Origin of the sequence: Nocardia asteroides (genome assembly GCF_900637185.1) — a bacterium.
Lineage (GTDB): Bacteria > Actinomycetota > Actinomycetes > Mycobacteriales > Mycobacteriaceae > Nocardia > Nocardia asteroides.
Map to the genome: position 1 here is coordinate 5,076,971 of NZ_LR134352.1, position 21,447 is coordinate 5,098,417.

At 67.3% G+C, this 21,447-nt stretch carries 22 protein-coding genes and 1 pseudogene; 16 read left to right on the forward strand and 7 right to left on the reverse strand.

The window, feature by feature from the left end:
- Positions 1-47: 47 nt before the first annotated feature.
- Positions 48-2,225, forward strand: a complete 2,178-nt coding sequence (locus EL493_RS23750) for a heavy metal translocating P-type ATPase (RefSeq protein WP_022566053.1) — start codon at positions 48-50, stop codon at positions 2,223-2,225.
- Positions 2,226-2,921: 696 nt separating this feature from the next.
- On the opposite strand, the gene EL493_RS33630 is transcribed toward EL493_RS23750, so the two are convergent.
- The 3 genes and pseudogenes from EL493_RS33630 to trxB form a co-directional block, all read right to left on the reverse strand.
- Positions 2,922-3,044 (reverse strand): hypothetical protein, encoded by a 123-nt coding sequence (locus EL493_RS33630; protein ID WP_019050302.1) that lies wholly within the window; start codon positions 3,042-3,044, stop codon positions 2,922-2,924.
- A gap of 531 nt (positions 3,045-3,575) precedes the next feature.
- A complete protein-coding gene (locus tag EL493_RS33265) occupies positions 3,576-3,947 on the reverse strand; it encodes an arsenate-mycothiol transferase ArsC (RefSeq protein WP_331252055.1) in 372 nt (123 codons plus the stop codon).
- 51 nt (positions 3,948-3,998) lie between these two features.
- Positions 3,999-4,949 (reverse strand): annotated as a pseudogene (gene trxB, locus EL493_RS33270) (thioredoxin-disulfide reductase); the annotation flags it as partial.
- A 188-nt stretch (positions 4,950-5,137) separates the two neighbouring features.
- Between trxB and EL493_RS23770 the strand changes: the two are divergent.
- A complete protein-coding gene (locus EL493_RS23770) occupies positions 5,138-5,815 on the forward strand; it encodes an arsenate reductase/protein-tyrosine-phosphatase family protein (RefSeq protein ID WP_030203634.1) in 678 nt (225 codons plus the stop codon).
- A gap of 34 nt (positions 5,816-5,849) precedes the next feature.
- On the opposite strand, the gene EL493_RS23775 is transcribed toward EL493_RS23770, so the two are convergent.
- From EL493_RS23775 to EL493_RS23785, 3 genes are read right to left on the reverse strand one after another with little or no spacing between them, the layout of a single operon-like run.
- Positions 5,850-6,932 carry a flavin-containing monooxygenase gene (locus EL493_RS23775; RefSeq protein ID WP_019050307.1) on the reverse strand — a complete coding sequence of 361 codons (1,083 nt, stop codon included), beginning with the start codon at positions 6,930-6,932 and terminating at the stop codon, positions 5,850-5,852.
- A 9-nt stretch (positions 6,933-6,941) separates the two neighbouring features.
- On the reverse strand, positions 6,942-8,165 hold the full coding sequence (locus EL493_RS23780; protein WP_019050308.1) for an MFS transporter: 1,224 nt from the start codon (positions 8,163-8,165) through the stop codon (positions 6,942-6,944).
- Between the two features lie 3 nt (positions 8,166-8,168).
- Positions 8,169-9,497 carry an NAD(P)-binding domain-containing protein gene (locus EL493_RS23785; protein WP_019050309.1) on the reverse strand — a complete coding sequence of 443 codons (1,329 nt, stop codon included), beginning with the start codon at positions 9,495-9,497 and terminating at the stop codon, positions 8,169-8,171.
- A gap of 101 nt (positions 9,498-9,598) precedes the next feature.
- Between EL493_RS23785 and EL493_RS23790 the strand changes: the two genes are divergently transcribed.
- The 14 genes from EL493_RS23790 to EL493_RS23855 all read left to right on the forward strand — a co-directional run bounded on the left by EL493_RS23790 (position 9,599) and on the right by EL493_RS23855 (position 20,568).
- Positions 9,599-10,468, forward strand: a complete 870-nt coding sequence (locus tag EL493_RS23790; protein ID WP_030203632.1) for a helix-turn-helix domain-containing GNAT family N-acetyltransferase — start codon at positions 9,599-9,601, stop codon at positions 10,466-10,468.
- A gap of 83 nt (positions 10,469-10,551) precedes the next feature.
- Positions 10,552-10,920, forward strand: coding sequence for an ArsR/SmtB family transcription factor (locus tag EL493_RS23795; RefSeq protein ID WP_019050311.1), 369 nt, complete (start codon positions 10,552-10,554; stop codon positions 10,918-10,920).
- Positions 10,917-12,029 (forward strand): ACR3 family arsenite efflux transporter, encoded by a 1,113-nt coding sequence (gene arsB, locus EL493_RS23800; RefSeq protein WP_019050312.1) that lies wholly within the window; start codon positions 10,917-10,919, stop codon positions 12,027-12,029. Before EL493_RS23795 ends, arsB begins: the two co-directional genes overlap by 4 nt.
- Positions 12,030-12,125: 96 nt before the next feature.
- On the forward strand, positions 12,126-12,797 hold the full coding sequence (locus EL493_RS23805) for an arsenate reductase ArsC (protein WP_019050313.1): 672 nt from the start codon (positions 12,126-12,128) through the stop codon (positions 12,795-12,797).
- Positions 12,798-12,829: 32 nt separating this feature from the next.
- Positions 12,830-13,240: an arsenate reductase ArsC gene (locus tag EL493_RS23810; protein WP_019050314.1), complete on the forward strand. Its 411-nt coding sequence runs from the start codon at positions 12,830-12,832 to the stop codon at positions 13,238-13,240.
- Positions 13,241-13,269: 29 nt separating this feature from the next.
- Positions 13,270-13,650 (forward strand): arsenite efflux transporter metallochaperone ArsD, encoded by a 381-nt coding sequence (arsD, locus tag EL493_RS23815; protein WP_022566050.1) that lies wholly within the window; start codon positions 13,270-13,272, stop codon positions 13,648-13,650.
- Positions 13,626-15,425, forward strand: coding sequence for an arsenical pump-driving ATPase (arsA, locus tag EL493_RS23820; protein WP_019050316.1), 1,800 nt, complete (start codon positions 13,626-13,628; stop codon positions 15,423-15,425). Before arsD ends, arsA begins: the two co-directional genes overlap by 25 nt.
- A 304-nt stretch (positions 15,426-15,729) precedes the next feature.
- Complete coding sequence (locus EL493_RS23825; protein WP_019050318.1) at positions 15,730-16,131, forward strand: MerR family transcriptional regulator; 402 nt, start codon at positions 15,730-15,732, stop codon at positions 16,129-16,131.
- Entirely contained in the window at positions 16,128-17,132 is a 1,005-nt protein-coding gene (gene merB / locus EL493_RS23830; protein WP_022566049.1) for an organomercurial lyase, read from the forward strand. Before EL493_RS23825 ends, merB begins: the two co-directional genes overlap by 4 nt.
- 134 nt (positions 17,133-17,266) lie before the next feature.
- A complete protein-coding gene (locus EL493_RS32495; protein WP_162178108.1) occupies positions 17,267-17,587 on the forward strand; it encodes a DUF2752 domain-containing protein in 321 nt (106 codons plus the stop codon).
- A 147-nt stretch (positions 17,588-17,734) separates the two neighbouring features.
- Positions 17,735-18,202 (forward strand): hypothetical protein, encoded by a 468-nt coding sequence (locus EL493_RS23840; RefSeq protein WP_126405868.1) that lies wholly within the window; start codon positions 17,735-17,737, stop codon positions 18,200-18,202.
- A 119-nt stretch (positions 18,203-18,321) separates the two neighbouring features.
- Positions 18,322-19,383 carry an urease accessory protein UreH domain-containing protein gene (locus tag EL493_RS23845; protein ID WP_022566046.1) on the forward strand — a complete coding sequence of 354 codons (1,062 nt, stop codon included), beginning with the start codon at positions 18,322-18,324 and terminating at the stop codon, positions 19,381-19,383.
- A gap of 19 nt (positions 19,384-19,402) precedes the next feature.
- Positions 19,403-19,615 (forward strand): heavy-metal-associated domain-containing protein, encoded by a 213-nt coding sequence (locus tag EL493_RS23850; protein WP_019050322.1) that lies wholly within the window; start codon positions 19,403-19,405, stop codon positions 19,613-19,615.
- 395 nt (positions 19,616-20,010) lie between these two features.
- On the forward strand, positions 20,011-20,568 hold the full coding sequence (locus EL493_RS23855; protein ID WP_019050324.1) for a DinB family protein: 558 nt from the start codon (positions 20,011-20,013) through the stop codon (positions 20,566-20,568).
- 213 nt (positions 20,569-20,781) lie between these two features.
- Here the strand turns inward: EL493_RS23855 and EL493_RS23860 are convergent, their stop codons facing one another.
- Entirely contained in the window at positions 20,782-21,381 is a 600-nt protein-coding gene (locus EL493_RS23860; protein WP_019050325.1) for a cadmium resistance transporter, read from the reverse strand.
- Positions 21,382-21,447: the final 66 nt, after the last annotated feature.

The window sequence follows — 21,447 nt, forward strand, 5'->3', positions numbered from 1 at the left end:
TGCGGCCGTGGCTGCGCCCCTGTCGCCGACCAAAGGACTGTCAGCGCATGACCAGCGATCACCTACGCCCCGGCACCGAACCATCCACCGCCCACACTGCCGAACACGGCGGCCACGGCACCGACCACAGCGAGGCCACGCACCCGCGACCCGAACACCACGAGCACACCGCCGGCCACGATCACGGTGAGCCGGCACATGAGCACAGCACCCACCAGGGTCACGCCGAGCACACGGGCCACGGCGGGCACGCGGGCCACGGCGATCACGTCGCGATGTTCCGGCGCCTGTTCTGGGTGATGCTCGGGCTGGCCGTGCCGGTCGTCGCCGCGGACATGATGTTCGCCGACCTTATCGGTTACACCGTGCCCGCCGGGTTGCAGTGGGTGTCCCCTGTGCTGGGCACCGTGATGTTCTTCTGGGGCGGGCGCCCCTTCCTGACCGGCGCCGTCAGCGAGATCCGTGCCCGCCAGCCCGGAATGATGCTGCTGATCGCACTGGCGATCACCGTGGCCTTCGCCGCTTCCTGGGGCTCGACACTGGGCCTGCTGGCCCACGAGCTCGACTACTGGTGGGAACTGGCACTGCTGATCGTGATCATGCTGCTCGGCCATTGGATCGAGATGCGTTCCCTCGGCCAGGCCTCCAGCGCACTGGAGTCACTGGCCGCGCTGCTGCCCGACGAGGCCGAGCGCCTCGGCGACGACGGGACCACCAGCACCGTGCCGGTCGGTGACCTGCGTACTGGTGATCTGGTCGTCGTCCGTCCGGGCGGACGAGTGCCCGCCGACGGCAGCGTCGAGACCGGCAGCGCCGACGTCGACGAATCCATGATCACCGGCGAATCCCGGCCGGTGCGACGCGGCCCCGGTGATCGCGTCGTAGCGGGCACCGTCACCACCGACTCCGCACTGCGAGTACGGATCACCGCCGTCGGCTCCGACACCGCGCTCGCCGGAATCCAACGCCTGGTCGCCGAAGCACAGAACTCGACCTCCCGCGCGCAGGTCCTCGCCGACCGCGCGGCGGCGTGGCTGTTCTGGTTCGCCTCCGGCTCGGCGGTCATCACCGCGATCACCTGGTTGCTGCTCGGGCAGCCCGAATCCGCGGTCACCCGCACTATCACCGTGCTCGTCATCGCCTGCCCCCATGCCCTGGGGCTGGCCATCCCACTGGTGGTCTCGATCGCGACCGAACGCGCCGCCAAGGCCGGCGTGTTGATCACCGATCGCCGCGCCCTGGAAACCATGCGCACCGTCGATGCGATCCTGTTCGACAAGACCGGCACTCTTACCCGGGGTGAACCCGCAGTCGTCGCCACCACTTCCACGTCGGGTATCGGTGACGACGAAGTATTGGCGTTGGCCGCGGCGGCGGAATCCGACAGCGAACACCCGCTGGGTCGCGCCATCGTCCACACGGCCACCGAACGTGGCATCAGCATCCCCACGGCGACCGACTTCACCGCTCAGAACGGTGTCGGTGTTACCGCCACGATCAACGGCGAGAAGGTCAGCGTCGGCGGCCCGGCGATGCTCGCCCAGCACCACCTCGACCCAGCCCCCGCCGCGGCCGAATGGTCCGCACAGGGATCGACCGTGCTTCATGTGCTCCGCGACGGTGAACTCCTCGGCGCACTAGCCCTGGCCGACGAGATCCGCCCGGAATCCGCCCAGACCATCAAAGCCCTACACGCCCGTGGCATCCACGTCGCCATGATCACCGGCGACGCCGAACCCGTCGCCCGCACCGTCGCCGCCCAGCTCGGCATCGACGAAGTCTTCGCCGGAGTCCTGCCCCAGGACAAAGGCGCCAAAGTCCAAGCCCTCCAGGACGCCGGACACACGGTCGCGATGGTCGGCGACGGCGTCAACGACGCTCCCGCGCTCGCCCGAGCCGACGTCGGGATCGCGATCGGTGCCGGCACCGATGTCGCGATCGCCTCTGCCGGAGTCGTCCTCGCCTCCGACGATCCCCGCTCGGTCCTGTCTGTCATCAAGCTGTCCCACGCCACCTACCGCAAGATGATCCAGAACCTGGTGTGGGCAGCCGGGTACAACATCATCGCCGTACCACTGGCAGCAGGAGTGCTCTCACGCTGGGGCATCACACTGCCGATGGAAGTCGGTGCTCTGCTGATGTCGGCTTCCACCGTCGTCGTCGCGGTCAACGCCCAACTGCTCCGCCGCCTGGACCTGAGCCCCGACGCGGTGCTCGCCGACTAAGCCGAGTCGCTCCCGCTCGAGCCATCCCTTGCGGTGCCGATTGTCCATCGTCGTCATTACGGTCATGTAGGCGATATCTCGATCATGAAGCAAGTCGCCGTATTCCTCCCGCACCGTGATGGTGTCGTCGGTCTGACCAGTCACGGTCGACAACCGCTTGCAGGTCTCCGAACGATGCCCCATCTTCGCTCTCTTGTTCTCCGCTCCCCCGTGCCGCAGCGGTGTCGGAACGGCACACGGACCGGCAGTTCGCAAGGTGCACATACTATGTCTCTACGTATTAGCGGTCGCCCTGGACTGCGCGTCTCACAGCTCGGCCGACGGATGCTGCTCCCAAGACCGAGCGGAGACAGCCCAGAGATCGTGATCGCGTCGCCTACCGCCGACGCTGAGATAGCTGACCATCGGCCTTCATGCACCAACCCGATCCGGCGGACCAATCGACTCGAGCTGACATTGTCCACATCTATCGGCGCAGTGACGCGCGCGAGGTTCAGTCCATCGAAGGCATACCCGACGATAAGACGCCCCGACGCCGCGCCCGGCCAGTCTCGAGTCGACCCAGATACTGGGTTCGCCACGCTCGTCGTAAGGCTGTGTCCACAGGTCACATTGCCCCGCGAATCGGCCGCCGACCTCGATGACAGTGCGCACGAGACGGCCAGCCTTCGCCTCCGCTCTCGACCATAGCCAGCACTAGACCTTGACCGCGGAGTCGGTCAACAGCGCCGTCGGAATGAGGGCAGCAGCGAGCGCGACGCCGAGCAACAGCCAACCGGCGACGGATCCGCCGATCGACTCAGCGGCCATGACGAACACGAATCGAGGTTGGCGCCCTGGGGTGCTAGCTGTAGCTAAAGAGACGCCCGCGAAATGCACTGACGCGCCGGTCGACCAAGTTGCCTTCCGTCGGAACCGACGGGTGGCACAACAGGAGAATGATCGACAACGCTGCGCGACCTGATGAGAACACTTCGATCGGCACCGGACGCCTGCGCCTGCCGATCAAATGCGTTCTGCAAGATCCTGATTGCCGAAGACCAGGACAGCGAACTTCTGGCACTGCAGCAGGCCGAAGCTCTCCACAACGTCCTGCGATGGCATGCCACACAGCACCCACAACCACCGGAATCCGCTGACTGACTTGCTATATCACCGCGGCCACAGATCGGCCTGGCCTTCAGGCTCGACCATGGCATTTCGTGCGATGTCGCCCGGGGTCGGCACTGGATCATGTCTGTCATCACTGGCCCTCTCCAAAAGAAATACGGCGCCGGGAACTCCCGGCACAGGGGCGAAGCGGCAAGCCGGACGTGCGGAATCAATAGTCCCGGAGATCCGGAGGAGCGTCTACGCCGATACGGCCAGGTCGGTTCGCATCTGCTCGGCGAGTCGAGTGATGCGGGTGGCGATGTCGTCGCGGACGAGCCGCATGCGTTCGATGCCGTCGATGCCGCGTTCGGAGGGCTCGTCGGTGATCCAGGTCTGGACGGGAACCCCTTCGGGTGCTTCGACTTTCGCCTCCGCGCCGAGGACGACGACGAGGTCGATGCCGGAGTAGAGGGTCGGGTCGATCGGTTTGGGGTGCTCGCCGTCGGTGCTGGCGCCGACTTCGTCGAGGACCTGCACCGACAGCGCGTTGAGGCCGGAGCCGGGATCGGTTCCGGCGGAGTGGACGTCGATGTCGGTTCCGGCGCTCTGGCGCATCAGGGCGGCGGCCATCTGCGATTTGCCGCTGTTGCGGACGCAGACGAACAGCACGGTGGGCCGTTTCGTGGTGGCCGGGTCGGTGGCGTGGTGGGCGAGCCAGCGTTCGGTGTCGATCGCTGCGGCGCAGCCGGATCCGGCGGCGGTGATGGCTTGGCGGTAGCGGTGATCGACGAGGTCTCCGGCGGCGAAGACGCCGGGCAGTGAGGTGGCGGTCGACGAGGGTGCGACGGTGACGTAGCCGTTGTCGTCGAGGTCGACCTGGTTGGCGACGAGGCTGCTGCGTGGTTGGTGGCCGATGGCGACGAAGACTCCGGCGACGGGCAGGTCGCGGGTCTGACCGGTGGTGACGTCGGCGATGGTCAGGCTGGTGACGGCGGTCTCGCCGTTGACGCGCTCGACGGTGGTGTCGGTGAGGAAGGTGATCTTGTTGTTGTGGCGGGCCCGGTCGAGCATGATGCGGGAGGCGCGGAAGGTCTCGCTGCGGTGGATGACGGTGACGCTGCGGGCGAACTTGGTGAGGAAGATGGCTTCTTCCATCGCGGAGTCGCCGCCGCCGATGACGGCGATGTCGTGGTCGCGGAAGAAGAACCCGTCGCAGGTCGCGCAGGAGCTGACGCCGCGGCCGAGGAGTTCTTGTTCGCCGGGGATGCCGAGGTAGCGGGCCGCGGCGCCCATGGCGAGGATCACCGCTTTGGCCCGGTAGCGGCCGCCTGCGACGACGATGGTTTTGATGGGGGTGTCCAGGTGGAGTTTTTCGACGTCTTCGGTGCGCAGGTCGGCGCCGAAGCGTTGGGCTTGTTCGCGCATCTCGGTCATCAGTTCGGGGCCGGTGATGCCGGTGCGGAAGCCGGGGAAGTTCTCGACCTCGGTGGTGGTCATGAGCGCACCGCCGAATTGTGCGCCTTCGAAGACCAGGGGTGAGAGTTCGGCGCGGGCGGTGTAGATGGCGGCGGTGTATCCGGCCGGCCCGGATCCGACGATGACGACGTCGTGGACGCGGTCGTCGTCGACCACCGTCGGCACCACTGGTTCGGCGGTGGTGATGGCAGTGGTCAGGGTGATCCCGAAGTCGGCGGGCATGGGTCAACGCTCCTGAAACGAGTCGATCGCGGTGGTCGCCGCGGGGCAGTCGGTGAAGGTGTCGGGCGGCTCGAGGCGGTCCGTCCTTGATTCCACAGTATTAGTCAGCGATGATTGAGTCAATGAACGCTGAGTGGAATGATGATGTCTTGGCGCGCCGGGTCGCGGTGCACGCGGCGTTGGCCGATCCCGCGCGTTTGCGGATCGTGGACGTGCTGACGCTGGGTGACGCCTCCCCCACCGATCTGGCGACGATGCTGGGTATGCGGTCGAATCTCGTCGCCCATCATCTGCAAACCCTGACCGACGCCGGTGTCGTGACGCGGCGACGTTCCGAGGGTGATCGTCGCCGCACCTACGTTCGGCTTTTGCCCGACGCTCTGGCGCCGGTGTCGTCGACGACGGTGATGGCCGCGCAGCGGGTGTTGTTCGTGTGCACCGCGAACTCGGCCCGCTCCCAGCTGGCGGCGGCGCTGTGGCGCCGGGCCAGTGAGCTCCCGGCGACCTCGGCGGGCACCCATCCCGCCGAGCGGATCAATCCGGGCGCGGTCGGCGTCGCTCAACGGCACGGGCTGACGCTGGCTTCGGCGTCGCCGCAGCGTCTCGATGATGTTCTGCGCGACGGCGATCTGGTGGTCTCGGTATGCGACCGCGCGCACGAGGAATTGCCCGACGTTCCGATGCTGCACTGGTCGGTCCCCGACCCGGTCGGTGCCGAGAACGGCACTGCGTTCGATCTCGCGTTCGACGATCTGGCTACGCGAGTCGACGCCTTGGCCCGGCGCGTCCGCTGCGCTTGACCCCGGTCGGCCCGTTGGAACCGACCTGGTGCAGTCACCGTTGCCGTCGTCCGGCTATCGAATTGGCACTGCGTGGTTGTGCGGTGAGGCGGTCGACGAGCCAGGCCGCGTCGCGTCCGACACCGCGCAGCGAGGCCGAGGACAGGCTGCGTTGCCACTCGAGTCCGAGGTAGCCGAGTCCGGGGTGGGTGGTGGAGATGCCTTTGCGGTGGTGTGGGCGGCCGTCGGCGTCGAGCGCGCCGAGGTCGGACAGGTAGGTCAGGTTCGGACGGTAGCCGGTGGCGAGGATGATGGTGTCGACGGCGCTGGTCGTGTCATCGGGCCAGACGGCGGTGGCTTGGTCGAGGTGGGTGAACATCGGCCGCGTTCTGGGCTGATCGGCGGCCAGGGCCGCGCGGTAGCGGCCGGTGTCGAAGACCGGCGCGGTCGGCGGGTCGGTGACCAGGTGGCCGATGGGCAGGGTGTCGAGACCGCTGATGGTGAACCAGAAGTGCATGTCGCGGCCGAGGGGTCGTTGCGGTACGAATTTCACCGGGGTGCGGCTGGCGAGGGTGACGGTCGCGGTGGTGGCGAGTTCGGTGGCGATCTGGACCGCGGAGTTTCCCGCTCCGACCACGATCACCTGTCGTCCGGCGTAGTCGGCGGGTGAGCGATAGGCGCCGGCGTGCAGCACGGTCCCGGTGAAGGAGTCGCGTCCGGGAAGTTCCGGGTAGTTCGGTGTGGCGAATCCTCCGGTGGCGGCGATCAATCGCGGTGCGGTGAACGTCGTGCCGGTGTCGGTGTGGGCGCTGAACTGGTGGCCGTCGTGGTCGACGGTGGTGATGCGCTGGTTGGTGTGGAAGTCGACGTCGAGACCGGCCGCGTAGCGGCGGAGGTAGTCGACGACTTCGTCGCGGCGCGGGTAGTGGTCGGGCTGTGCGGGGAAGGCCAGGCCGGGTAGGGAGCTGTATTTCGCGGGTGAGAACAGGGTGAGGCTGTCGTAGTAGTACGGCCAGGATCCGACGGGTTCGGGTCCGGCTTCCACGACGGCCGTCGAGAGCCCTCTGCGACGTAGGTGGTGGGCGGCGGCCAGGCCGGACTGGCCCGCGCCGATGATCACCGCGTCATAGGCGGTCATGCGAGGTCCTTACGAATCGAGATGTTGTGGTGTGCGTGGGATGGTCGCGAGGGCGATGGCTGCGGCGACGGCCGCGATGACGGCGAGGACGAGGTAGGTGCGCGCCCAGGTGCCGGTCCAGCTCATCAGCGCGGTGCCGGCGAACGGTGCGGCCGCCATCACCACGACCACGGGTGCCGACATGAGGCCGTTGAGTCGGCCGTAATGGGTTGCGCCCCAACGGTCGGTGATCGCGGTCGCTTGGACCAGGGTCATGATTCCGCGGATCAGACCGGCGCCGATCGACACCGCGATCAGCGCGAAGACCGTGGTGACCCAGCCCAGTAGCGCGGTGGCGACGGCGGTGGTGGCGAAGGCGCCGACGATGCGTGCGGCGGGGGTGGTGCGGGTCATCAGCGGGATGTAGCCGAGGCGACCCAGGACTTGTCCCGCGCCGCCGAGGCCGAGTGTCAGTGCGGCCAGCGAGGGCGAGAATCCGCGTTCGATGAGGAGCGGGACGAGGTTGAACACTCCGGCGAACGCCGCGAACGCGCCGAGGCTCAGGGCGATCACCAGGGCCAGGAACGCGGGGCTGCGGGCGATGGCCCGGTGGTTGTCGTTGTGCGGGGTGGTCGGTGGTGGCGCGGGTGGCCACGGTCCTCGGAGACCGAACAGATGTCCGGGCACGGTGATGATCGCGAGCACGAGGGTGAGGACGAGATAGGTTGCGCGCCAGTCGGTGTGCTGGACCAGGGCTGCGGTCAGGGGCGCGAAGACGGTGCTGGCCAGACCGGCGGCCAGGGTCAGGATCATCAGGGCTTTGACGTGGTCGGTGCCGTACCAGCGGGTCAGTGCCGCAAAGGCGGGCGGGTACAGCACCGCACCCATGGCGACCCCGGCAACGAGCCAGCCCAGGAAGAACACCACCGGGTTCGGGGCGAGAGCCACGACGATCAGAGCGGGGATCGCGAGGACCGATCCTGCGGTCATGACGGTGCGTGGACCGATGCGATCGAGGACGCGCCCGACCGGGATTCCGGTGAGGGCGGCGGCGAGCTGGCCGAGGGAGAACGCCGCGGTGAGCATCGGCATTGACCAGCCGGTGTCGGCCGAGATCGAGACGGACAGGACGGGGAAGGCGTAGTAGAGGATGCCCCAGCTGGTGATCTCGGTGAGGCACAGTGCGATCAGCACTCGCCGGCGCAGACCGGGTCCGGTGGACTCGGTCTGCGCGGTGATGGTGGTCGTCGTCATTGCTCAGCGGCTGACCGCGGGCACGGTCAGGGTGAGCACTTCGGGTGCGGGGCTGCAGCAGCCGCCCGAGGATCCTGCGTCGGGGTCGTCGAAAACGCCTGCGCCGCCGCAGACTCCGGTCTCGGGCAGGGTGAGTTCGACTCGGGCGGCGGATTCGTGGTCACCGGCGAGTTCGGCGGCGATGGAGCGGACCTGTTCGTAGCCGGTCATGGCCAGGAAGGTGGGTGCGCGGCCGTAGCTCTTCATGCCGACCAGGTAGACGCTGGGTTCGGGGTGGGTCAGTTCGGCGACGCCGTGCGGGTAGACGGTGCCGCAGGAGTGGACGTTGGGGTCGATCAGCGGCGCGAGCCGGACCGGGGCCTGCAGGACCGGGTCCAGTTCCAGGCGCACTTCGGAGAGCCAGCCGAGCTCGGGCCGGAATCCGGTCAGTGCCACGACATTGTCGACGTTGTCGATGCGGCGGCCGTCGTCGGCGATCAGCGTGACCCGCCCGACGGTTCCGGGTTCGATTGCCGCGGTGCGGAATCCGGTGACCACCTCGAGCAGTCCGTCCTCGACCGCTTTGCGGGCGCGCAGCCCCAGGGCCCCGCGGGCGGGCAGTTCGTCGGCTTCGCCGCCGCCGAAGGTGGCCTCGGTGTTCCCGCGGCGCAGTACCCAGGTCAGTCGTGTTCCCTGTTGCTTGTCGGCCACCTGGGACAGGGCGACGATCGCGGTGAGGGCCGAGTGTCCGCTGCCCGCGATGACGGTGTGGGTTCCGGCGTAGCGGCCGGTGTGTTCGGCGTCGACGTCGGGGACGCGGTAGGTCACCGCGTCGGTGCCGCGTTCGCCGAGCGCGGGAAGTCCTTCTCCGCCCAGTGGATTCGGGGCGCCCCAGGTGCCGGAGGCGTCGATCACCGCGCGTGCGGTGATCCGGTCCTCGGATCCGTCGGTGCGGCGCAGGTGGATCGAGAGCGGTTCGCTGTCGCGTCCGGCGTCGACGACGCGGTCGCGTCCGCGGCGGGCGAGACCGACGACTTCGGTGTCGTAGCGGACGGTGTCGCCGAGTGCTTCCGACAGTGGGAGCAGGTAGTCGCGCACCCAGTCCTGTCCGGTCGGGTAGTCCTCGTCGGCCGGAGCGTTCCAGTCGCCGTGGTCGAGCAGTCGGCGGGCCGCCGGGGCGATCAGTTCGGCCCAGCGGGAGAACAGCCGCACGTGGTTCCACTGTGCGATCGCGGCACCGGCGTGTGCGCCGCGTTCCAGGACCACCACATCGATGCCGCGTTCTCGCAATTCCGCGGCTGCTGCCAGGCCCACGGGGCCGGCTCCTACGGCGACGACAGGCAGATCGGTCATCACAGACTCCATTCATCGACAGACATCGATCTAACACGGATGACTGTATCGACCGACGTCGATGAACGCAATCATCGATCATCGTCGATACAATAGCGAGCATGAGGTCTCTGGACATGCCCGTCGTACGCGACGCCGCCGCCGTGCGCGTCGACGCGTTGCCCGTCGACGACGCCACGACCTACTCCGAGTGGTTCGCTTGCCTGGCCGACCCGACCCGGGTCCGGCTCCTGCACCTGGTGGCCACCCGACCGGCCGGAATCACGGTGCGCGAACTGACCGAGGCGCTGGGCATCACCCAGCCGACGGTGTCGCATCACGTGCGCAAGCTCGCCGATGTCGGGTTCGTCACGACCCACAAGAGCGGGACCTCGACGATCGTGGCGGTCAACCCGAGTTGCTGCACGGGCCTGCCTCACGCGGCCGACGCCGTGATGGGGGTCCTCACTCCGCGCCCGTGCTGCCCGGAGGACCTGCCCGCCGACGTGTCGGTGCGCGCGATGCGCGAGGACGACTGGGCCGCGGTCCTGCGCATCTACGGTGAAGGTATCGCCACCCGGCTGGCGACGTTCGCCACCGAGGTCCCGGACCGCGCCGCCCTCGATGCCCAGTGGCTGCCCGAGCATCGTTGGGTCGCCGAGGCCGACGGCGTCGTCGCGGGCTGGGCCACCTTGAGCCCGGTGTCGGGTCGGGACTGCTACGCGGGCGTGGCCGAGAACTCCGTCTATGTCGCCGAGGGCATGCGCGGGCGCGGCGTGGGCAAGTCGCTCCTGCACGCCCAGGTCATCGCCGCCGACAATGCCGGTCTGTGGACGTTGCAGAGTGCCATCTTCCCAGAGAATCGCGCCAGCATCGCGCTGCACCACTCGGCCGGGTTCCGGACGGTCGGCGTGCGGGAACGCATCGCGCGACTGGACGGCGTCTGGCGCGACACCGTCTTGCTCGAACGGCGAAGCGACACCGAGTCCTGAGTCCAGCGGTAACCCGTCGCACCACCCGCTTGTTCACCAGGCGTTTGCTTGCGCACTGAATCGATATCCGTCAATATCGAAGAATGTCTAAGTCGGAGCTGAACCTCACGCCGGTCGCGGCGTGCGCGACCGAGCCGGTCGTGCGCGATCCCTTGACCGCGGCCGAGGCCGTCGAACTCGCCGCGGTGTTCAAGGCGCTGTCGGACCCGGTGCGCCTGCGACTGCTGTCACTGGTCGCCAGCCGCGCCGGCGGCGAGGCGTGTGTATGCGATATCTCCGACGGTGTCGAGGTGAGCCAGCCGACGATTTCCCATCACCTCAAGGTGCTGCGCGAGGCCGGGCTGCTGACCAGTGAGCGGCGTGCGTCGTGGGTGTACTACCGCGTCGTTCCCGAAGCGTTCGCCCGCGTGTCGAGCGCGCTGATCGCCGAGACCTCGGCGGTCGGGGCATGAGCGCGACCACGACCACCGATCACCCGCCCGTCGTCGGGAAGCTGTCCACGCTGGATCGGTTCCTGCCGCTGTGGATCGGCGCGGCCATGCTGGCCGGAATCCTGTTGGGTCGCCTGATCCCCGGGCTCGGTGACACCCTCGGCGCCGTCGAGATCGACGGGGTTTCGCTGCCGATCGCGATCGGGTTGCTGATCATGATGTACCCGGTGCTGGCGAAGGTCCGCTATGACCGCCTCGATACCGTCACCGGTGACCGCAAGCTGATGGCGGCCTCGCTCGCGCTGAACTGGATCCTGGGCCCGGCGCTGATGTTCGCGCTGGCCTGGCTGTTCCTGCCGGATCTGCCCGAGTACCGCACCGGCCTGATCATCGTCGGGTTGGCGCGCTGCATCGCGATGGTGATCATCTGGAACGACCTGGCCTGCGGTGACCGCGAGGCCGCCGCTGTGCTGGTCGCGTTGAACTCGGTGTTCCAGGTGTTCATGTTCGCCGTGCTGGGCTGGTTCTACCTGTCGGTGCTGCCGGGCTGGCTGGGGCTCGAGCAAACCCACATCGACACCTCGCCGTGGCAGATCGCCAAGTCGGTGCTGATCTTCCTCGGTATCCCGCTGGTTGCCGGGTACCTGAGCAGGCGTATCGGCGAGCGGACCAAGGGCCGCGCCTGGTACGAGTCGAAGTTCCTGCCCAAGATCGGGCCGTGGGCGCTGTACGGGCTGCTGTTCACGATCGTGATCCTGTTCGCCCTCCAAGGCAAGCAGATCACCTCCAACCCGTGGGATGTCGCGCGCATCGCGCTGCCGCTGCTGGTGTACTTCGCCGTGATGTGGGGCGGGGGCTACCTGCTCGGCGCGCTGATGGGCCTGGGTTACGCGCGCACCACCACGTTGGCGTTCACCGCCGCGGGCAACAACTTCGAGCTCGCCATCGCCGTCGCGATCGCCACCTACGGCGCCACTTCCGGTGAAGCGCTGGCCGGAGTCGTCGGCCCGCTCATCGAGGTGCCGGTGCTGGTCGCGCTGGTCTACGTCTCGCTCGCGCTGCGTAAACGCTTCCCCGACAACACTGTCGCGACCGCGCCTGCGCCGGTTGCCACTGAGGACGCCACCTGAGCCACGCACCGCCGGTACGCGACGGCGATCACGTGCATCACCTGCTTTCCGAATCCGACACCTGATCAACAGCGGACCCGACAAAGGGACAGTGCTATGACCGACAGCCCGGTTACCCATGCCCACTACCACCGTGACGACCTGACCCTCGATCAGCGCCACGCGCTCAAGACCGCCGCGACGCGGCTACAGCGCGAGTTCGAGGGAACGTTCGGCATCGAGACGATCGACCGTTTCCTGCACGCGTCCTACGACCAGTTCGCCGGTCGCGCCACGGTGGTGAACTTCCTGCCGTTGCTCGCCGAGCGCTTCGCGCGTCAGCGGCTGACCGCGTTGGCCCGCGTCGAAGGCAAGGCCCACACCGGCAAGCCGACGGTGCTGTTCCTGTGTACCCACAACGCCGGACGTTCGCAGATGGCGCTCGGGTTCTTCACTCATCTGGCCGGTGACAACGCGGTGGCCTGGTCGGGTGGTTCCGAACCCGGCGACGAGATCAACCCGGCCGCGGTCGCGGCGATGGCCGAGGTCGGCATCGACATCACCGGCGAGTTCCCCAAGCCGTGGACCGAGGAGATCCTGCAGGCCGCGGACGTGATCATCACGATGGGCTGTGGCGATGCCTGCCCGCTGTACCCGGGTCACCGCTACGAGGAGTGGCAGCTCGAGGATCCGGCCGGCCACGATGTCGCCGCGGTGCGCCCGATCCGCGACGACATCGAGACCCGGGTGCGGCATCTGCTCGCCGAGCTCGACATCCCCACCCACTGAGACCTCTCCCCCACCGAAAGGTATTGCACCCCATGTCGACCAAGCCCAGCGTGCTCTTCGTCTGCGTCCACAACGCCGGACGTTCCCAGATGGCACAAGGCTTCCTCAGCCACCTCGCCGGTGACGACATCGAGGTCCGCTCCGCCGGGAGCGCCCCCGGGGACGCCCTCAACCCCGCCGCCGTCGAAGCCATGGCCGAACTGGGCATCGACATCACCGCCCAGGCGCCGAAAATCCTCACCCCCGACGCCGTCGAGACCTCCTCGGTGGTGATCACCATGGGCTGCGGTGACGCGTGCCCGTACTTCCCCGGTGTCGACTACCGCGACTGGAAGCTCGAAGATCCCGCGGGCAAGGGCGTGGAATCGGTGCGGCCGATCCGCGACGAGATCAAGAAGCGCATCGAGGAACTGATCGCCGAACTGCTGCCCGCCCGCGCCTGATCCGCCCGACCCGAGAAAGCGACATGTCGATGAGCAAGATCGAGGTATTCGAGCCCGCGTTGTGCTGCAACACCGGTGTCTGCGGCCCCGACGTCGACCAGGCCCTGGTGAACTTCACCGCGGACCTGGACTGGTTGCGCGGCGAGGGCGGCGACATCACCCGGTTCAACATGGCCTCGGAGCCGATGGCGTTCGCGAGCAACGACGCCGTGCGGAGCTTTCTCGAAGTCGCTGGCTCGCAAGGGCTTCCGCTGGTGCTCGTCGACGGGGTGACCGCGCTGACCGGCCGCTATCCGACTCGTGCGGAGATCACCTCGTGGGCGCGCATCACCCAGGTGAGCCCGCGGCCGCAGGGTGTGGCGTTGCTCGATATCGCCGAGGACGGGTGCAGCGGACCCGGGTGCTGCTGATCACCGTGGACATTCCTGCCTTCTTGACCGATGCCCCGCGCTTCGTCTTCTTCACCGGGAAGGGCGGGGTCGGCAAGACCTCGGTCGCATGCGCCTCGGCGATCGCGCTCGCCCGCAACGGTGCCCGGGTGCTGCTGGTCAGCACGGATCCGGCGTCCAACATCGGGCACGTCTTCGAGACGACCGTCGGCGCGTCGGTCACCGCGATCCCCGCGGTGACCGGCCTGTCGGCGTTGGAGATCGATCCGCACCAGGTGGCGGCCGCGTACCGCGAGCGAATCATCGGCCCGGTACGAGGGCTGCTGCCCGCCGCCGAGATCGACACCATCACCGAGCAGTTGTCGGGTTCGTGCACCACCGAGATCGCCTCGTTCAACGAGTTCACCGCGCTGCTCGATCCGGCCGCAAGCGAACTCGCGGAGTTCGACCACATCGTCTTCGACACCGCCCCGACCGGGCACACGATCCGGTTGCTGCAACTACCGGGCGCGTGGACCGACTACCTGCAGGGCAGCGGCGACGCATCGTGTTTGGGTCCGCTGTCGGGATTGGACGACCAACGGCAAACCTACGCGGCCGCCGTGCGCGCGCTGACCGACCCCGCCCTGACGCGACTGGTTCTGGTCGCCCGGGCCCAGGACGCGGCGCTGCGCGAGGTGGCTCGCACCTTCGACGAGCTCACCGCCATCGGTGTCACCGCCGGTCACTTGATCCTGAATGCCGTACTGCCACAGGTTGATACGGCCGACGAATTGGCAGCCGCGATCGCTCGACGCGAAGCAGCGGCGATCGAGGCGATGCCGCGCTCCTTAGCCCGATTGCCATGCGACCGGATCACCCTCAAGCCGGTCGAGATGGTCGGCGTCGCAGCGTTGGACACCTTGTTCGGCCCGTCCGCGGCCGCGACCGTGCCTGCCGAGGCTCCGGTGGTCGACTCGGCTCCGCTGGCGGCGCTGATCGACGAATTGGCCCTGGACGGGCACGGTTTGATCATGTGCATGGGCAAGGGCGGTGTCGGCAAGACGACCATCGCCGCGGCGATCGCGACCGCGCTGGCAGCGCGCGGCCACGATGTCCACCTGACCACGACCGATCCCGCCGCGCATCTGATCGACACCGTCGGCGACACCCCGACCACGGTGCAGCTCTCGCGCATCGACCCCGTCGAGGCGACCGAGGACTACCGCCGGCGAGTGTTGCGCACCCGCGGGGCCGACCTCGACGAGCAGGGACGTGCCGCGCTCGCGGAGGATCTGCTTTCGCCGTGCACCGAAGAAGTCGCAGTGTTCCAGGCCTTTTCGCGCCTGGTTCATGAATCCCGCCGACGCTATGTCGTGGTCGACACCGCCCCGACCGGGCATACCCTGCTGCTGCTCGATGCCACCGGCGCCTATCACCGCGAGATCAGCCGCAACCTCGGCACGGACCGGAATTTCACTACGCCGCTGATGCGGTTGCAGGATCCTGATCAGACGAAGATCATCGTCGTGACGGCACCGGAGTCGACGCCGATCCTCGAATCGGTCGAACTGTGCGTGGATCTGGAACGCGCGGGCATCACCGCCTGGGCCTGGGTATTGAACAACTCGCTCGCTGCCGCCCACCCCGCCGACGGTTTGCTGCGCGCACGGGCTGCGGCCGAAGTGCCCCATATCGAGGCGGTGGCAACGCGATACAGCCACCGATACGCGATCGTGCCGATGTCCAGCGCCGAGCCGACGGGCACCCGCCGGTTGACCGAGCTGTCCGGAGAAGCTGTGGTGTCGAGCTGGTGAAGTGAACCGGTCCAGGGGCATGCACTTCCCGACCCATTGGGATCGCTTCTTCAGCGACTACATGACGCTCAAGGACGTATACCGTTACCCGGCACGGCATTTCGACTTCCATCGCGAGCAACTGACGATCGGCCCCCTGGATCGTCGGCCTGGGCCCGCGTAGCACTGCATCAACGCGACAGCCCGCACCCCGGCGCGGGCTCGGCGATCGGGTGTCGTCTTTCAAGTCCGCGCCGGCAAACCTGACTAGAAACTGGGCCACGGTCTTGACCTTGTACCTGGGTACAGGGTCAAGAATGGGTCTATGCGAACCGGTGAGCTGGCCGCGCAGGCGGGAGTGAACGCGCAGACCCTGCGCTACTACGAGCGACGCGGCCTGCTGGCACGCCCGCCCCGGTCAGCAGCCGGTTACCGCAGCTATCCCGTCGAAGCGGTCGTGACAGTGCGGTTCGTCAAGCGCGCCCAAGACCTGGGCTTCACGCTCGACGAGATCGAGGAACTGCTTCAGCTGGCCGATGGCGGACCAGCGGACTGCGATGCGGCGCGCGCACTGGCGCAAGACCGGGCCACGCAGCTCGCGCAACGGATCGCCGACCTACAACGCATGCAGCGGTCGCTGGCCGAGTTGATCACGACCTGCGAACTTCCGCGCGACCAACGCCGTTGCCCGATCTTGACTTCACTGAACGAGGAACAACGCCCATGAGACTCGAGATCCTGCAGGTCGCCGACTGCCCGAATGTGCCGGTGCTCGAAGAACGTATCCGACGCGCGGTCGCCGATCGACCGGTCGACGTCGAGATCGTGCATCGCGTCATCGACAACGCCGAACAAGCCGCATCCGCGGGAATGACCGGCTCACCTACTTTGCTGGTCGACGGCCGGGATCCCTTCGCGGTGGACGGTTCGGTGACGAGCGTGTCGTGTCGGTTGTACCCCTCGGCGAATGGGCTCGACGGCGCCCCTTCGGTCTCCGCGCTGCGTACAGCTTTGGGGCTCGACGAGGCCGAGGGGGTGAGCGACGGCGACGAAATCACAGCGTGCTGCCCGTCGGAGTCAGGGGCAGCATCTGCGTTGGACGAGTTGAGTTCTCAGCGTGACGATGCGCGCCCAGCGAATCCTGTCGAGCGTGCGGTCCACCACGCTATCCTGCGAGGCTTCGCGGAACGAGGACGTCCACCTACCGCCATGGAAATTTCCGAAGTGGTTGCAGGACAATATGTTTCCATCGCTTCTGTGTTGCGACGGTTGCACGAGACCGATGTCATTCGCCTCAACGGAGATGGTGAGATCGCGTCGGCCTATCCGTTCTCGGGCACACCGACACCGCACCGCGTCCAGATCATCGACGGACCGATCGTGTACGCCATGTGCGCTGTCGATGCCCTGGGCTTGGCGGCCATGCTCGATACCGATGTCGAAGTCAGCTCCGCCGACCCGGTCACCCACGCACCGATCACCGTCGTCATCCACAGCCAGCACCTGACCGCCGATCCCGCGACTGCCGTGGTGTTCGTCGGAGGGCAAGCGAACCAGGAAACAACGGCTGACGCCTGCTGCAACTACCTGAACTTCTTCACCGACCGGCCAGCCGCCGAGGCATGGGCTGCCGACCACCCCGAGGTCTCCGGCTTGGTCCTGGACCTGCCCCAGGCACACGATCTCGGCAACCAGATCTTCGCGAACATGCTTCACGGGGTCAGCTGACACGGGGCGAATCCGCCACAAGAGCAAATTTACGGCAGCCTCTCCCGAGACCGGACGGTCGCGTGCGGCGTGGAGGCACTGGGTTCTCTGGAGGCATTAGGCGGCCTAGACTTCCGGATCTCGCGGTCGGCAGGTTGTTGGCGCTGGCGGTGGTCGGGGTGCCGTCGACGGACCTGCACGGCCCGCTGCACCGGATCGGAATCATGGACCCCGCCTGCGGCGGTACCCGCTCGGTGTTTCTGTTCTTGCACGGCGACCTCACCCGAGCGCTGCACTACAACCCGGCCGGACCGATTGTCGTGCTCGCCGCCGCGCTGATCGTCCTGCGGACTGGCGCCGGGTGGCTCACCGGCGCTGGATCGCCGTGGCAGTGCCGCGCCGTGCGGCATTACTGGTCGCGGCCATCGGATTGTTGGTGCTGGAACTCAACCAGCAGGCCAATGCCGACCTGCTGACCAGCCCATGGCCGGGATGAGATGCCCGCACCGCTCGCGATCGTGCTCGCGTTGCCGGGGCCAGCTATGCCCCGCGGCGGCCGGCAAACCCGACCTGTGGATGGCCGCACCCAGCTGCCGACGAATGACAGCAGTACGATCCTCATCGTGACCAGCGCTCCGCCCGCAACGCACCGAACCGGACTTCTCCGGCTCGTCGTCGTGTTGGCGGCGATGGTCGGAATCGCGCTCATCCAGAGCGGACATTGCCAGGCCGCCGCGTCGATGGACATGTCCATGGCAAGCAGCTTCACGACGGTTGGCCCCTGCGGACCGGCACACACCGGCACCGACCAGAATGCGATCCACCCCGGTCACGATCAGGGCGCGGAGATGGTCCAGGTCGAGTCCGCATCCGTGACGGCTGGATCAGAGCACGCCCAACCCGCCGTCCCGGCCGCGATCGTGATGGCCTGCTTGGCGGTCTTCCTGGCGCTGCTGGCTGGTATGGCATTGCCGCGCCACCTCGGGCGCGTCTACTCGATTCGCACTCCTCTTCCGCTGGACGGGCCAGAGCCTGCCTCGGTGCTGCCGCGCCCGCCCAGCCTCGCCGAACTCTGCGTGCTGCGGACATAAGCCGCAGATGCCACGGGTCCGTCGCATCCCGCGACCGACCCGTCCCGTCGTGCGTTCGACCAAACGCCGCGGGCGCGTCTGCGCAAGTCCGCCACCTCCCTCACGCAGGAGTTCCTATCGTGAACCTCGTCCCTGTTCTCGCCACCGGCCTGTTCGCCGGGGGCATCTCGTGCGCCGCCGTTCAAGGCGGCCTGTTGACCGGTGTCATCACCCGCCAACGCACCAGCTCCGCAACCGCCACAGCCGGGAAGTCGGTCGCCGTCGAATCCCCACCCCGGATCTGGACCCGCCTTGGTGACGATCTGACACCGGTCGGTGGTTTCCTCGCCGGAAAGCTCCTCTCACACACCCTGCTCGGTGCCGCTCTCGGAGCTCTTGGCGGTGTAGTGCAGCTCTCGATCGGCATCCGGACCTGGTTGCAGATCGGTACCGGACTGCTGATCATCCTCTTCGGCCTCGCCCAGCTCGGTGTCCCGGGCTTCCGCGGCATCGTCGTCGAACCACCCACCTCCTGGATGCGGATCGTGCGCAACGGCGCCCGCCTGCACACCGCGTTCGCCCCCGCGGTACTCGGGGTGCTGACCATCCTGATCCCCTGCGGAATCACGCTGTCGGTCGAAGCCCTCGCGCTGGCGTCCGGGTCACCGCTGTGGGGTGCGGCGGCGATGGCGGTATTCGTGCTCGGCACCGGGCCATTGTTCGCTGTACTCGGGTACGCGGCCCGCGTCGCTGCCACCGCATGGCGCGGTCGATTGGCGGTTGCGACCGGGCTGGTAGTGCTCGGCATGGGCTTCTACACCCTCAACGGCGGACTCGAACTGGCCGGCTCCCCGCTGGCCGCCGGACGCATCGCCGAGTCATTCGGCGCCGGCGAACCTCCTGTCGCCGATGCCTCCGCCGCGATGGTCGCCACGGGCGTGCAGGTCGTGACGATTACCGCCCGCACCGGCGCCTACACCCCGGGCAACGTCGAAGCGAAATCCGGTGTCCCGACCACCCTGGTGGTCAAAACCAACGGCGTCCAGGGCTGCATCCGGTCGATGGTCATCCCCAGCCTCGGCATCCAGAAAATCCTGCCGACTACCGGGGAGACCCGCATCGACCTGGGAGTCCTGCAACCCGGCCGCCTGGACTACACCTGCGGTATGGGCATGTACTCCGGCATGCTCACCGTCGCCTGACAAAAAGGACCGAAAACCAATGGCCACACACACTTTCACAGTCGAGGGCATGCACTGCGGCAGCTGCGCGCTACTCATCGACGACACCCTGGAAGACCTCCCCGGCGTGCGCAGCACCCAAACCTCCAGAAAGAACCACCGCACCATCGTCGACCTGGACCCCACGACGACCACCGGCGACGTCATTGCGGCCATCGCCGAACTAGGTTACACCGCCACTGTCGACTCGTAACCTGCCGTCCAGGCGCCGTGGGTCAGGTATGGAACGGGTTGTCCAGAAGCACGGCGACGGGATCGGTCGCTGAAGGGCTGTGCCCCGGCCTAATCGGCTGTGGCACAGTCCTTCAGCCTGTCCAATTCGTTGCTGAATCCGGAGTTCGGTGGCGGTCGGATTTCTTCGGCAGATCGAGGTCGGCATCGCCGCCGAACTCGTACAGCTCAGCCCAACCGGCTTCCGGCCGCCGCGGGTCCTCAAGACCTGGTTCTGACACGCACCCATGATGAAGGCGCCGTCACGACTTGTTCGGAGGTGACTTCGATCGTTGCTTCCCGACTCGACGACACGCGGCGGTGAGGTAGTCGTGCGAGGACAATCGAGAGATAGGGCGATGTGGAGGGAGGCGTGAGATGGGCGACGATCACATCGTCGACCGGGTCGAAATCGATGCCGAGTTCGAGCGTGTCCGCCGGGAGTTCCACAAGTTGTTGGACTCCGCGGATGTGGACGACTTCGATCGCCGCTCGCGGGGTACGCGATGGACAAATGAGCAGTTGTTGTTCCACATGGTGTTCGGTTACATGGTTGTGCAGCGGCTGCTGGTGCTGGTGTGGCTGCTGAGCCGGTTGCCAAACGGGGTGAGCCGCGCGTTCGCGCGAGTGCTCGACGCGGGGACGCGGCCGTTCGATTGGATCAACTACCGAGGCTCGTGTGCGGCTGCGCGGGTGTACGACCGGCACCGGATGGGCCGCAAGCTCGACCGTGTGATCGGTTCGCTCCGTGCACGCCTGGCGTCCGAGTCCGAGGCGAGCCTGGCCCGGGGTATGCATTTCCCGACCCGGTGGGATCCCTTCTTCACCGACTACATGACACTTGAGGACGTATACCGTTATCCGGCAAAGCATTTCGACTTTCATCGCGAACAGCTGACTATCGGCTGCCCGGATCGGCCGCGCGGGCCCGCATAACAAGCAGCCCTGGGGAGACTGCTGTTCGGGTCCGCGGACGCGAGGCGTTGTCTGGTGACCGCGAACAGACCGGCTTGGACGGCCGAACAGGACACACCGTCGGCGAACAGGCCGGTGGGCGAGGGATGTGGAGCGAAGGGTCCTGCACGCGACCGGCGATACAAGCCCGGTCAGCACGGCCAGCGTCGTCTACCTGCTCGCACGAGGCTCGATTCAGAGCCCGAATGCACCTCCTTCGACGAGGATGACGATTCCGAGGCCGATCAGAACCGCTGGGAACAAGACGTGTTCCCAGCGTTCGAGGACCGCCGCGACCGGTTTGCGGGTCGCCAGGTAGCGCGCCACTACCACCAGCACGGCAACCAGGACGAGGAAGACGATCGAGTAGGCCACCACCGCGGATGTGCCGATGGTGACGAACACCGGGACATAGACACCGATGTTGTCGCCACCGTTGGCAAAGGTCACTACGGCCACCGTCCACACAGCGACTTTCTTGCCCGCGGTTTTCCCCTCATCGTCGTCATCGGCGTCTCGCCATGACCGCCACGCGGCGAGGATGCCCAGTAGCAGGGGAACGAGACCGAAGTACGCGATCGCTGCTTCCGGCAGGAAGACCGTCGCCCCGACAGCGACAAGGACCGAGGTGCCCAGGATCGCGCCGAATCCGAGATACTGGCCCACCAGGATCGCCCTGGTCGTGCCTCGCTGTCCGGCTCCCTGGGCGAAGAACAACGACAACACGATGATGTCGTCGATGTTGGTCACCATGAACAGGCCCGTCGCCTGCACGGCGGAGGTCACCAGGTTCATGAAGGGCCTTCCTGTCTGTGACTGCGGATGTCGTTTGCGCGCCGGAGATCGGCGAGGCTGTGATCG

Bases quoted from the DNA above. Each gene is read 5' to 3' on its own strand.
- EL493_RS23775 (WP_019050307.1), bottom strand. From the start codon at position 6,932: ATGACCGCCTATGACGCGGTGATCATCGGCGCGGGCCAGTCCGGCCTG.
- EL493_RS23825 (WP_019050318.1), top strand. From the start codon at position 15,730: ATGCGAACCGGTGAGCTGGCCGCGCAGGCGGGAGTGAACGCGCAGACC.
- merB (WP_022566049.1), top strand. From the start codon at position 16,128: ATGAGACTCGAGATCCTGCAGGTCGCCGACTGCCCGAATGTGCCGGTG.
- EL493_RS23850 (WP_019050322.1), top strand. From the start codon at position 19,403: ATGGCCACACACACTTTCACAGTCGAGGGCATGCACTGCGGCAGCTGC.
- EL493_RS23785 (WP_019050309.1), bottom strand. From the start codon at position 9,497: ATGACCGATCTGCCTGTCGTCGCCGTAGGAGCCGGCCCCGTGGGCCTG.
- EL493_RS23780 (WP_019050308.1), bottom strand. From the start codon at position 8,165: ATGACGACGACCACCATCACCGCGCAGACCGAGTCCACCGGACCCGGT.
- EL493_RS23810 (WP_019050314.1), top strand. From the start codon at position 12,830: ATGTCGACCAAGCCCAGCGTGCTCTTCGTCTGCGTCCACAACGCCGGA.
- EL493_RS23860 (WP_019050325.1), bottom strand. From the start codon at position 21,381: ATGAACCTGGTGACCTCCGCCGTGCAGGCGACGGGCCTGTTCATGGTG.
- EL493_RS23795 (WP_019050311.1), top strand. From the start codon at position 10,552: ATGTCTAAGTCGGAGCTGAACCTCACGCCGGTCGCGGCGTGCGCGACC.
- EL493_RS23790 (WP_030203632.1), top strand. From the start codon at position 9,599: ATGAGGTCTCTGGACATGCCCGTCGTACGCGACGCCGCCGCCGTGCGC.
- arsB (WP_019050312.1), top strand. From the start codon at position 10,917: ATGAGCGCGACCACGACCACCGATCACCCGCCCGTCGTCGGGAAGCTG.
- EL493_RS23805 (WP_019050313.1), top strand. From the start codon at position 12,126: ATGACCGACAGCCCGGTTACCCATGCCCACTACCACCGTGACGACCTG.
- EL493_RS33265 (WP_331252055.1), bottom strand. From the start codon at position 3,947: ATGGCCGCCGCCCTGATGCGCCAGAGCGCCGGAACCGACATCGACGTC.
- EL493_RS23770 (WP_030203634.1), top strand. From the start codon at position 5,138: ATGAACGCTGAGTGGAATGATGATGTCTTGGCGCGCCGGGTCGCGGTG.
- arsD (WP_022566050.1), top strand. From the start codon at position 13,270: ATGAGCAAGATCGAGGTATTCGAGCCCGCGTTGTGCTGCAACACCGGT.
- EL493_RS23855 (WP_019050324.1), top strand. From the start codon at position 20,011: ATGGGCGACGATCACATCGTCGACCGGGTCGAAATCGATGCCGAGTTC.
- EL493_RS23750 (WP_022566053.1), top strand. From the start codon at position 48: ATGACCAGCGATCACCTACGCCCCGGCACCGAACCATCCACCGCCCAC.